An 11,241-nucleotide genomic window follows, 5' to 3' on the forward strand; every position below is an offset into this window, starting at 1 on the left:
AGGAACCGCGCGGAAGGAAACGCCCTCGGTCGTGCCGCGGTCGCCGCCGACGGAGGGGTCGCCACGGCGGACGCCCCTGTGGACGCGTCGCAGTCGTCGCAGGTCAGGAGGGGTGGATTCACGCGAATGGCCTCGTCCGGGGAGGGGTGCGGTCCGAGGTGGCCGAGAATCGAGGGGGCTCGGGGCTCTGCTTCGGCCGGACTGGGAGGCATGTCATGTCATCTCCGGCAATCCCAAGGTTCGTCATCGAACGAGATCTGCGGGGCATCGCAGACCGGCTGGGCGTCGCCGGCGGGCCCGGGCTGCCCGACCACGTGGTGCGGAAGGTGCTGCCGAAGGTCGGCGCCCAGGTGGCCGAGGACCTCGCCGCCTTCGCCGCCCGCGACGCCGCGGCACACGGTGACCAGCGCTACATCTACTCCGGGTATCTCAGCTTCCGGTCGGTGATGGCCTACCGGCTCGCCCACACCCTGTGCACCCTGCGCGTTCCGGAGGTGCCGGCGGGGCTGCTGGCGGCGGGGGCCCGCCGGATCTCCGAGCAGGCGCGGCTCGCCACCGGCGTCGAGATCCACCCCGGTGCGACGATCGGCCGCCGGTTCGTGGTGGACCACGGGACGGGAACGGTCATCGGCGAGGACTCCGAGATCGGCGACGACTGCTACTTCGTGCAGAACGTCGTCCTCGGCGCCCGGGAGATCGTGACGAGTTCCGACGGGCAGGTGCGACCACGCCGGCATCCCCGCATCGGCAGCCGCGTGCAGATCGGCGGTGACGTGTGCGTGTTCGGGCCGGTGTGCGTGGGTGACGACTGCCTCATCGACCCCGGGGCGCGGGTCACCACGGACGTCCCGGCCGGGGCGCGGGTGAGGGTGGTGTCCACGACACAGGTCACCCTGACGAGCGACGCTCCGGTCGTGCACGGGGTCGCGCTGCTGGACGGCCGCGTCGTCCTCACCGGTCACGGGCTCCGCGCGGCGCTGCCCGTCGTCCTGGACGAGGAGCGGGTCCCGTGCGGGTTCCTCACGGTGGTGCGGTCCGGCGACACCGAACTGCACTGCCTCCCCGAGGGTCCCTGGCCCGTGCGTCCGGCCGCCCTCGGGCTGCTCTCCGACGGTCTGCTCGCCTGTTACGTCCGGCCCGTCGCCGACATCCTGGAGCGGTGCCGCACGGGCCAGGACAGTCCCAGGGCAACGGCCCGCGGCTGACCCCGCGGCACGAGGACGCCCCGGCCCCGCGCCGGCGGCGGAAAGGCGGATCACCATGCCTGCCACCCGCACCGAGGAGCGCATCGACCTCTTCGAGTCGTATCTGGCGCGGCACCCGCGGCTGCGGCTGCGGATCTCCTGCCCCTCCCAGGAGTTCTCGGAACTGGAGATGGCGCAGGGCGTCGGGCGCTGGTATTCCTGCGTCCGGGGCATGTGGGAGTCCCTCGACGTGGGGACGCAGCCGGACCTGGCCCTGCTGATGTTCCAGGCGCCGGCGGTGCCCGCCTGCGTCGAGCAGTACGTGCTCGGCCTCGTCCCGCCGGACGCCGCCGGGCCGGGGGACCGGGCGCGGCGGCACCTCCTCGTCGGGCTGGACGACGCCTCCGACCGGCACCTGAGCGAGAAGCTGCTGGACCGGCCGGATCTGCTGCGCCGGGTGCGCGCGCTCGTGACGCGCGCCCGGGAACGCGGGCAGGCCGTCGAGCCCCTGTCCTGCTACCAGGCCAGCTCCCGCATGGACGAACTCGCCGCCCGGCTCGGTCTGGAGAGCCGGGAGACGCCGACCCGGACGCTGGGGGCGGGTTCGAAGGCGGGCAGCCGGCAGCTCTTCCGCGCGGCGGGCCTGCCGCACGCCCCCGGCACGTACGAACCGGTCTCCGACCTCCCCGGACTGGCCCGGAAGATCGCGGACCTCGTCCGAGCCCACGGCGCCGGCCGATGGCTGCTGAAGATCAACGAGGGGTACGGTTCCGGCCACGGCCTGGCCGTCGTGACGGTCCCCGCGGCCACGTACGAGGCCGCCCTGTCGGCGCTGCGGGCACTCCGGCCGCTCACCGGGGACATCTCGCGCGCCCAGTTCCTCAGCGGTCTGGCGGCCGACGGAGCGATCGTCGAGCAGTACCTCGCCACTCCCGCGGCAGGGGAGAAGCGTTCCCCCAGCGCCCTGCTGTTCATCGGCGACGTCACCGGCGACGGCGGGAACGGGATCCAGCTGCTGGGAACCCACGACCAGGTGCTGGGCGAAGACCTGCAGTACCTCGGCTGCCGCTTCCCGGCGTCCGCCGCCTACCGGGAGGCCGTCATCACGATGTCCCTCGCCGCCGCCGAGACGCTCGGCCGGGCCGGCGTACGCGGGCACGTCGGCATCGACTTCCTCGCCCGCAGGGACGCCGACGGCCGCTGGGACGTCACGGCCGTCGAACTGAACCTGCGCCAGACCGGCACGACCCACCCCCACCGCACGGTGCGCGCCCTGGTGCCGGGCACCTGGCACGAGGACGGCCGGCTGACCCATCGCGGCAGCGAGGTCCACTACGTCGGCACCGACGGCCTGATCTCCCCCGCCTACCGGGGCCTCACCGCGCCGGCCGTGATCCGCGCGCTCGGCAGCCGGCCGGACGTGGCGTTCGACCACACCCGCGCACGCGGGGTGGTCCCCCACTTCTGGACGGCCCTCGAACCCTTCGGCAAGCTCGGCGCCACCATCATGGGCCGGTCTCCGGAGGAGTGCGTCCTACTGCAGTCCCGCTTCGCGGAACTCCTCGACGACCTCTCGGTCCGCCGGGTCCGCGCGGCAGTGCGGTGACCGTCGCCCCGGCCGTACCCCTCCCCCGCACCGGCCCGCCGCGTGCGGTCCTGGTGAACTAGGATCTTGTTCTAGTTCCGGGAACCCTCCCGGAGGACTCCTCGGGGGAGGCGGCGCAGATGCAGGCAGCAGGACCCGACGACCCGTCACATGTCGGGCCGTTCCGCACGGTCGCCCTCCTCGGGCAGGGCGGCATGGGCCGGGTCCTGCTGGGAGCTGCACCGGACGGGCGGCTCGTCGCCGTCAAGCGCGTGCACGCCGACCTCGCCGACGACGAGGGGTTCCGTGCCCGGTTCCGGCGCGAGGTGGACGCCTCCCGGCGCGTCTCCGGGGCCTACACCGCGCCGGTGGTCGACGCCGATCCCGACGCACCCGCACCCTGGCTCGCCTCCCTGTTCCTGCCCGGGCCGACGCTGAGCGAGGCCCTGGAGGCGGTCGGCGTGCTGCCCGAGGAGACGGTGCGGCGGCTCGCCGCCGGGCTCGCCCGGGCGCTGGCCGACGTCCACCGGGCCGGGCTCGTCCACCGGGACCTGAAGCCGTCGAACGTCCTCCTCACCGAGGACGGCGTCCGCGTCATCGACTTCGGCATCGCGCGGGCCGCCGAAGCGGCGACCCGGATCACCCACACCGGTGCCCTCATCGGCTCTCCCGCCTTCATGGCCCCCGAGCAGATCGCGGGCGGCGACCCGGGACCGGCCACGGACGTGTTCGCGTTCGGGTCCACGCTCGCCGTGGCCTGTGCGGGGAAACCGCCCTTCGACGGCGGCTCGGTCCCGTCGGTCCTGCACGCCGTCGTCCACGAGGAGCCCGACCTGACGGGTGTTCCGCCGGGCCTGCGGGGACTGATCGGTGCCTGCCTCGCCAAGGACCCGGCCCTCCGGCCCACTCCGCAGGCCGTGACGACGTTCCTCGGGGCCGTGCCGGGTGCCGCCCGCCCCTGGCCGGACGCCGTGCACGCCCGGATCGTGGCCCAGCGCGCGGAGGTCGACCGGCTGCTCCGCGCGGTCCCGGCCGGCGGGCCCCCGCGCGGTCCCGCCCGCCCGCCCGTGCCCGTACCCGGGTCCCCGTCCGTCCGCGTACCCGCTCCCCCGCCCGCGCCCGTACCCCCGCCCCTCCCCCGGCGGGCTCCCAGGCGCCGGCGGCGGACGGTCGCCGCGGCCGTCGCCGCCGGGGTCCTCGTGGTCGCCGGGGCGGTGGGCACGGCCACCGGCTGGGCGGCGGACCTCTACCACCTGGTGGTCCCGGAGCCCGTGCCGACGCCCGGCGGCGTGCCGCTGAGCGAGGTCGCCGACCGGCACACCGGCGCGCTGCCCGCCTGCGACACGGTGTTCGCGCGAGTGAAAACCCCTGCCGGGTTCTCGCCGCGGCCCGTGCTCGACACCCAGTCCCGGGTCACCCCGCACGAGGGCAGGCGGTCCTCCCAGTGCGAGTGGGCCACCCGGTCCGGGGACCGGATCCACGTCACCTGGGACCAGTACGACGGCGCCGGCGGACGGACCGGCGCCGAGCGGGCGAAGGAGCGGTACGAGGACTTCTACCGTCGCGGCACCACTCCGCGCGACCCCTCCCCCGGCTTCGTCGAGGAGGCCGCCTGGGAGAGGCCCGGCGGCCGGTACTGCGTGCTGCGCGGCCGGGACGTCAACCTGGTGGTCTTCCTCGTGGTCCAGGGGCCCGGTCTTCCGGTGGGCCGCTGCGAGGACGTCGCCCGGGACATCGGGCGGCAGACCATGGAGGCGGTGAAGGCCCGGTGAACCGCCCGCTCGGACTCGCGGACCCACAGCGGACGGGCCCGTACCGGCTGCTGGCCGAGCTGGGCCGGGGCGGCATGGGGCGGGTGTTCCTCGGCGTCGCGCCGGACGGGCGGCTCGCCGCCGTCAAGCAGGTGCACGCCCGGCTCGCGGCCGACGAGGGGTTCCGTGCCCGGTTCCGGCGCGAGGCCGACGCCTCGCGCCGGGTCTCCGGGGCCTGCACGGCGGCCGTGCTGGACTCCGACACGGAAGCGGCCGTGCCCTGGCTCGCGTCCGTGTTCGTGGCCGGTCCCTCGCTCGGCGCGGCCGTGGCCCGCTCGGGGCCGCTGCCCGCGGACGACGTGCGGCGGCTCGCCGTGGGCCTGGCGACGGCGCTGGACGAGATCCACCGGGCCGGGCTGATCCACCGCGACCTGAAGCCGGAGAACGTGCTGCTCGCGGAGGACGGGGTGCGGGTCATCGACTTCGGCATCGCGCGGGCCGCGGAGGGCGGCGACCTCACCGCGCTGACCGGGACGGGCCTGGTCGTCGGCTCGCCCGCGTTCATGTCGCCCGAACAGGCGGAAGGCCGTGAACTCACCCCGGCGAGCGACGTGTTCTCGCTCGGATCGGTGCTGGTCCTGGCCGCCACGGGGACCAGTCCGTTCGCCGGGCCCTCGAGCTTCCAGGAGCTGTACGCCGTCGTGCACGCCGAGCCCGCGCTCGACGCCGTACCGGCGGAGCTCCGCGGCCTCGTCGCCGCCTGCCTGGCCAAGGACCCGGCGGGCAGGCCGTCCCCCGCGCAGCTCCTCGCCGCCCTGGGCCCGGCGGCGCCCGTCCCCCGGCACTGGCCCCCCGCGGTCCACGCGGCGATCGCCGCACAGCGGACCGAGATCGACCGGCTCCTCACCGGCGGGCCCGGGCCCGGACCGGCGGCGGTCGCGCCCCCGGCACCCACCGCCGTCGTCACCGAACTGTCCGCCCCCGCCCCGCCCGGCAAGCGCCGCCGGCCGGGGGCCGCGGCGGCGGTCGCGCTGTCGGTCACCCTGTGCGTGGTCGGCGGCGCGGCGGCCTGGTGGTACGCCCAGGAGGACGAGGGCGCCGGGCCGCCGGACCGGTACCTGACGGTGCCGACCTGCGCCGAGGCGACGAGGGAACTCCCGCTGCCGGAGCGCCGGAAGGACGAGGACAGCACCCGCGACAGCACCTCGACGGCCGAGACCCACTGCTCCTGGTACGAAAGGAACGAGCTGCTGGCCAGCGGCTGGGAGCCCGTCCGGCACGCCGACGTCCGCTGGCACCTGCGCCGCAGCGCGGGTGCCTCCGACAACGCGACGAACGACCAGGCGGAGCAGTTCGCGGCCGCCGCGCGCGCCGGACGCCCCGCGATGGGACTCGCCTTCGCCGACGAGGCGTACTGGGAACCGACGGACGCCGGCGACTGGCGGAGCTGCGCCCTGTCCGTCCGTACGGCGAACCTCGTCGTGTACGTCGGACTAGGCGGCGCCCGGCACCCGGCCGCCACCTGCGAACAGGAGGCGGCGGCCATCGCCGAGAAGGCGGTGGCGGCGATGCCGGGCACGCCCGGGCCATGAAGGGGCGGGGGCGGGCGGACCCGTGGCGGGTCAGGGTCCGGGGCGGGTGGCGGTGACGACGTAGTAGTCCAGGGCGCCCTCCCGGTACGCCTTCAGGAAGTTCCGGGGCCACGTGCCCGGCTCCCACTGGTCGGACAGCCAGCGGTCCCAGCCCTCCCACACCTCCGGGCCGATGGAGGCGGTCCGCGCGTCCGTCAGGCCCGCCCGGGTGAACGCCTCCGCCAGGTCGGTGACGGAACGGGCCACGTCCAGGCCGTCGGCGTACGTCTGCAGGAGCTCGGCGAGCCGGGCGGCGTGGCGGGGGTCGTCGTCGGGGGTGAAGAAGCTCGTGACGGCCACCCGCCCGCCGGGCGCCAGGACCCGGGCCGTCTCGCGCGCGAAGGCGGCCAGGTCGTCGAAGTGCTGGGCGGCCTCGACACTGTGGACACGGTCGAACTCGGCGTCCGCGAAGGGCATGTCCTCCGCCGCGCCCCGGACGAACCGGAGCCGCGGCGGCGAGGCGTCCAGCAGGGCCGCGTTGGCCCGGTGGGCGCGGTCCAGCTGCTGCGGGTGGATGTCCATGCCGGTGAGGTGCGCCGGGTCGTACTCGCGCAGGGCCAGCGCGCACCCGACGCCGAGCCCGCAGCCGACTTCGAGCAGCCGCCTGCCGGTGAGCGGTCCGAGGGAGTCGAGCACGTGCCGGTACAGGTCCTGCTGGCTGCGGACGCGGTCGTCGACCGAGACCGGGCCGGCGAGGTCGACGGACCTCCAGTAGCCGAAGTTGATGAAGCCGCCGGCGAACACCGGGACCGAGCTGAGGTCGGCCGGCCCGTACGTCTCCCGGACCGCGGTCCGCATCTCCACCGATTCCGCCACAGACGTCACCTCCACGGTCAGTGTGGCGGCCTGCGCGCACCGTGTCGACGGTGCCGCGGGGCGAGTCGGCCGTCGGCGGGCGACGGGAGGGAGGGAGCGCGGGGCGAGGTCGGCCCGTTGACTCGCCGTCAGGGCGCCGGGGTGCCGTCGAGGGCGATGTCGAGCGTGGCCCGGGTCTCGGTGACGTCGAGGAGGAAGGCGACCTGCCGGGGGAGCGGGCCCATGACGACGTGCCGCTGCGGTCGGCTCCGGGTGTCGGTCAGGGCGTGGACGAGCGCGGAGTCGCCGAATCGCACGCCCGTCACGTCCAGCAGGACCAGCTCGATCTGGGGGTTGCGCACGGCGTCGAGGGCCTCGCGCAGGCAGGGGACGGTGTCGGAGTCGAAGGCGCCGCTCAGGAGCAGGAGCGCGGTGGTGCGGCGGGCACAGGGCGTGTAGCGGACGAGGGCGTCGCCTCGGGCGGGTCTCCAGGCCGGTGCGCCGTCGACGAGGTGCAGACGGGTGGGGTGTCCGTCGTCCTGGGGTCGGTCGGGTATCACGAGGTTGCGCCTCGATCCGTGAAGGGGAGCCCTCCGGCAGGGGTGTTCCCGCTGACCTCCGCGGGATCCCAGGCGTCGGGGCCTGGTTTCGAGGCGACATCGGCGCCGGCGGGAGGTGAACGCCGGCGGCGACCCAGATCGGTCCGGTGCTCCCCACCATCCTCTCTCGCGGTCCCGAATGCACATGCCGCAGGTCAGAGCCGCCTTTGCCGGGCCGTGGACGGCCGGATCCGGGTCGTCCCGGCGCCCGGCCCGGCGGGTCAGTCGCGGGCCAGGTGCTCGGTCAGGGTCCTCAGCAGGTCGCGCAGCGGGGCTGGGTGCGGCGGGCGGGTCCGGGGGTGGGCGAGGGCCACGCGGGTCGGGGAGAGGCCGTGGACGGGGCGGAAGACCACGGCCGGGTGGGCGTGGAAACGGGCCGCCGACGCGGGGGCCAGGGCCACGCAGCCGGCGGCCACCGCTCCCAGCCACTCGTCCGGACGGCTGGTGACGGCGCCGACCCGGACGGGGTGGCCGTCGCGTTCGCCCGTCGCCAGCCAGTGGTCCCGCCACGCGCCGGTCTCGGCACCGGCCGCGACGAACGGTTCGTCCCAAAGGTCCGGGAACTCCACGACCTCCCGGTCCGCCAGCGGGTGCCCGGCCGGCAGCAGCACGCCGCGCTCCTCCGCGTACAACTCCCGCACCGCCCATCGTTCCTGACCCGGGAACGGCAGGCGTACCACCGCCGCGTCCACCTCGCCGCCGGCCAGGCCGGCGGTCGGGTCCGACCAGTCGGACTGGCGCAGTTCCACCCGCCACTCCGGCCACGTCCGGCGGAACCCGGCGATCGCCTCGGGGACGGCGCCCACCGCGCCCGCGTCCAGGAAACCCAATCGCAGCACCCGGGCGGCCCGGCCGGTCGCCCGGACCGCCTCGTCCCAGCCGTCCAGCAGCGCGGGGACCCGCGACGCGAGCTCCCGGCCCGCTTCGGTCAGCGTCATCCCCGCCCGCGAGCGCGTGAAGAGCCGGACGCCGAGGTCGTCCTCCAGGCACCGGATCTGCTTGGTCAGGGCGGGCTGGGAGACGAACAGCCGTGCAGCCGCGGCGGTCAGGCTGCCCTCGGCCGCCACCGCGGCGAAGGAGCGGAGCGTACGCGTGGACACATCCATGCCGTCAGGTTATAGAAGCAGGTATTGGACGGCGCTCCGAGGCCGCGCGGAAGCTGAGGGCATGACAGACGCCCAGCCCGCACCCCTCGCCGTCACCCTGCTCACCGCCGCCATCAACACGGCGGACGCGGCCGCCGGTCTGGCCCGAGCGCGCTTCGTCCTCGCCAACGCGGCGGAAGTGGGGGTTCCGCGGTCGTGGCTGCCTCGGCTCGCCGTCCTCAAGCTGGCCGGAGCCGCCGGGATCCTCCTCGGCCTCCTCGGCCGCCACCACGCCGCGCTCGGGGCCGTCGGCGTCGCCGCGGCCTGCGGTCTCACCCTGCTGTACGTGGGTGCCCTCGGCTTCCACGTGCGGGCCCGGGTGTTCCACAACCTCGCGTTCCCCCTCTTCTTCCTCGCCGCCGCGGTCGCCACGCTCACCCTGGGCGTCCTCGTCCACTGATCCACACTCGGCGCTCCTGCGGGCAGCGGGTCCGCGGAGCGAGGAGATGCGGACCGCGGCGGCGTTGGGCAGAGTGGGTATGACCTGTTCCTACCGAGGTGGTCCCCTCCTGCGCGCCGGAGACGGGACGGACTGATGCGAGGGTTCTCGTGACGCCGGAGTGATCGATGTTCCGCAGACGGCCGGCCGACAACAGCGAGGACCTGCTGGTCCGGCTCGCGTCGCTGACCGCCCAGGCGCGGGAGCTCGCCGAGACGCAGCGTTCCCGCGTCGAGCTGGCCGTGGCGCTGCAGCGCGGCATGCTGCCCTCGGACCTCCCCCGCTTCCCGGGCGCCCGGCTGGCCGTGCGGTACGAGCCCGCCAACCACGGGCTCAACGTCGGCGGTGACTGGTACGACGCCTTCCCGCTGCCCGACGGGCGGATCGGCATGTCCATCGGTGACGTGCAGGGCCACAACATCGAGGCCGCCGCCTTCATGGGGCAGGTGCGCGTCGGCCTGCGCGCGCTGGCGTCCGTCACCGGGGAGCCGGGCGAGCTGCTGGGCCGCACCAACGACCTGCTGATCTCGCTGGGCGCCGACCTCTTCGCCACCTGCACCTTCCTGCGCCTCGACCCCGCCGCCGGTGTCCTGGAGTGCGCCCGCGCCGGTCACATCCCCCACATCTGGGCCACCGCCGACGGCCGCTCCGGCATCGACGACGGCGAGGGCGGGCCTCCGCTCGGTGTGCTCCCCGGCGTCGAGTACCCCACCACCGTCCACCGGCTCACGGCCGGCGGCGTCTTCGTGCTCCTGACCGACGGGGTCGTGGAGGGGCCTTCGCTGCACCTCGACGACGGTCTGGACCGGGTGATGCGGCTCGCCGGGATCACCGCCGTCGCCGGGCTGGACGTCGACGCGCTGGCCACCGCCGTGATGCGGCTGGCGGCCACGGTGGGGCACGAGGACGACGCGGCCGTCCTGGTCGTCGGCCACGACGGCGGTCCGGGGCGGCCGGCGGTCGGGGGGCCGTGAGGGGGCCGCGTGTCCGTCCGTCGCCTCCGCCTCGTTCGTGGCGGGCGGTCGCGTCCGACACGCAGGGGGCCGCTTGCCCGGTGGTGGCGGTCCGGGCGGTGTCTGATGGCTGACGTGTGGGTCAATCGGGAGTTCAGGAGCTGGACGCAGGCGGGCCTGGCGTCGCTGGTCGTGGCGGTCTGCTACTTCGCGGCCGGGCGGCTCGGCCTGCTGGGCAGCCTCGTCGTGGAGGGCGCGGTGGTCACCCCCATCTGGCCGCCCACCGGCGTCGCGGTCGCCGCGCTGCTGCTGCTCGGCGTGCGGGTCTGGCCGGGGGTCGCCCTCGGCTCCTTCCTCGTCATCGCCTCGATCACCGCCCCGGGGCCCGCCACGCTGGTCACGGTGGCGAGCAACACCGTCGCGCCGCTCTGCTCCTTCCTGCTGCTGCGGCGGGTCGGTTTCCGGCTCGACATGGCGCGGCTGCGGGACGGGCTCTGGCTGGTCTTCCTCGGCGGGTTCGCGGCCATGCTGATCAGCGCGACGGCGGGGGTCGGGCTGCAGGTGGCGACGGGTTCCCTGCACACGAGCGAGTTCCGGGCCGTCTGGCTGGCCTGGTGGGTGGGCGACACGATGGGGGTGCTGCTCGTCGCCCCGCTGCTGCTCGTCCTCGGCGGGCCGGCCGGGCGGGTGCGGGTGCGGCGCTGGAAGGAGGCGGTCTTCCTGGGGCTGGCCACCGTGGCCCTGATGCCGCTGGCCGTGCTCAGCCCGATGAGCATGCTGTTCCTCGTGTTCCCCCTGCTGATCTGGGCGGCGCTCCGCTTCCAGCTCGCCGGCAGCATGCTGTGCGCGCTCTTCGCCTCCGTCCTCACCACGTTCGAGGCGACGGCCGGCCGGGGCGCGTTCCTGCATCTGACGGACGTCGAGATCATGGTCAAGCTGCAGGCGTTCAACGGTTCCGCCGCGCTGACCGCGCTGCTCCTCGCCGCCGTCATCACCGAGCAGCGGGCGACCCGGCGGTCGGTGCGGCGCGCCTGCGAGGAGCTGGCGGAGGTCCTGGAGCACCTGGCTGCGGGCGAACCCCCGCCGGACCCGGCCACCGCCGGACAGCCGCCCGGCGCGCCGCGGAATCCGTGAGCCTTGGCGTCCGGTGCAAGACCAC

At 75.3% G+C, this 11,241-nt stretch carries 10 protein-coding genes; 7 read left to right on the forward strand and 3 right to left on the reverse strand.

Translation table 11 applies throughout. From position 1 onward, the window contains the following. The first annotated feature begins 215 nt into the window (after window positions 1–215). The 4 genes from ACFVQZ_RS18220 to ACFVQZ_RS18235 all read left to right on the forward strand — a co-directional run bounded on the left by ACFVQZ_RS18220 (window position 216) and on the right by ACFVQZ_RS18235 (window position 6,112). Window positions 216–1,205, forward strand: a complete 990-nt coding sequence (locus ACFVQZ_RS18220; protein ID WP_383623746.1) for a serine O-acetyltransferase — start codon at window positions 216–218, stop codon at window positions 1,203–1,205. Window positions 1,206–1,260: 55 nt separating this feature from the next. After that, window positions 1,261–2,790 (forward strand): hypothetical protein, encoded by a 1,530-nt coding sequence (locus ACFVQZ_RS18225; protein ID WP_383623749.1) that lies wholly within the window; start codon window positions 1,261–1,263, stop codon window positions 2,788–2,790. A gap of 119 nt (window positions 2,791–2,909) precedes the next feature. Further along, window positions 2,910–4,541 (forward strand): serine/threonine-protein kinase, encoded by a 1,632-nt coding sequence (locus tag ACFVQZ_RS18230; RefSeq protein WP_383623752.1) that lies wholly within the window; start codon window positions 2,910–2,912, stop codon window positions 4,539–4,541. After that, window positions 4,538–6,112: a serine/threonine-protein kinase gene (locus tag ACFVQZ_RS18235; RefSeq protein WP_383623755.1), complete on the forward strand. Its 1,575-nt coding sequence runs from the start codon at window positions 4,538–4,540 to the stop codon at window positions 6,110–6,112. Before ACFVQZ_RS18230 ends, ACFVQZ_RS18235 begins: the two co-directional genes overlap by 4 nt. A 30-nt stretch (window positions 6,113–6,142) precedes the next feature. Here the strand turns inward: ACFVQZ_RS18235 and ACFVQZ_RS18240 are convergent, their stop codons facing one another. The 3 genes from ACFVQZ_RS18240 to ACFVQZ_RS18250 form a co-directional block, all read right to left on the reverse strand. Continuing rightward, window positions 6,143–6,982, reverse strand: a complete 840-nt coding sequence (locus tag ACFVQZ_RS18240) for a class I SAM-dependent methyltransferase (protein ID WP_383623758.1) — start codon at window positions 6,980–6,982, stop codon at window positions 6,143–6,145. 113 nt (window positions 6,983–7,095) lie between these two features. After that, a complete protein-coding gene (locus ACFVQZ_RS18245; protein WP_383623761.1) occupies window positions 7,096–7,506 on the reverse strand; it encodes an STAS domain-containing protein in 411 nt (136 codons plus the stop codon). A 260-nt stretch (window positions 7,507–7,766) separates the two neighbouring features. Beyond that, window positions 7,767–8,651: a LysR family transcriptional regulator gene (locus ACFVQZ_RS18250; RefSeq protein ID WP_030496362.1), complete on the reverse strand. Its 885-nt coding sequence runs from the start codon at window positions 8,649–8,651 to the stop codon at window positions 7,767–7,769. A 61-nt stretch (window positions 8,652–8,712) separates the two neighbouring features. On the opposite strand from ACFVQZ_RS18250, the gene ACFVQZ_RS18255 reads away from it, so the two are divergent. From ACFVQZ_RS18255 to ACFVQZ_RS18265, 3 genes are all read left to right on the forward strand, one after another. Continuing rightward, a complete protein-coding gene (locus ACFVQZ_RS18255) occupies window positions 8,713–9,090 on the forward strand; it encodes a DoxX family protein (RefSeq protein ID WP_383623765.1) in 378 nt (125 codons plus the stop codon). Window positions 9,091–9,257: 167 nt separating this feature from the next. Further along, window positions 9,258–10,103: a PP2C family protein-serine/threonine phosphatase gene (locus ACFVQZ_RS18260; RefSeq protein WP_383623768.1), complete on the forward strand. Its 846-nt coding sequence runs from the start codon at window positions 9,258–9,260 to the stop codon at window positions 10,101–10,103. A 105-nt stretch (window positions 10,104–10,208) separates the two neighbouring features. Beyond that, window positions 10,209–11,216: an MASE1 domain-containing protein gene (locus ACFVQZ_RS18265; protein WP_383623770.1), complete on the forward strand. Its 1,008-nt coding sequence runs from the start codon at window positions 10,209–10,211 to the stop codon at window positions 11,214–11,216. Window positions 11,217–11,241: the final 25 nt, after the last annotated feature.

The sequence above is a fragment of the Streptomyces sp. NPDC057854 genome (assembly GCF_042797055.1).
Lineage (GTDB): Bacteria > Actinomycetota > Actinomycetes > Streptomycetales > Streptomycetaceae > Streptomyces.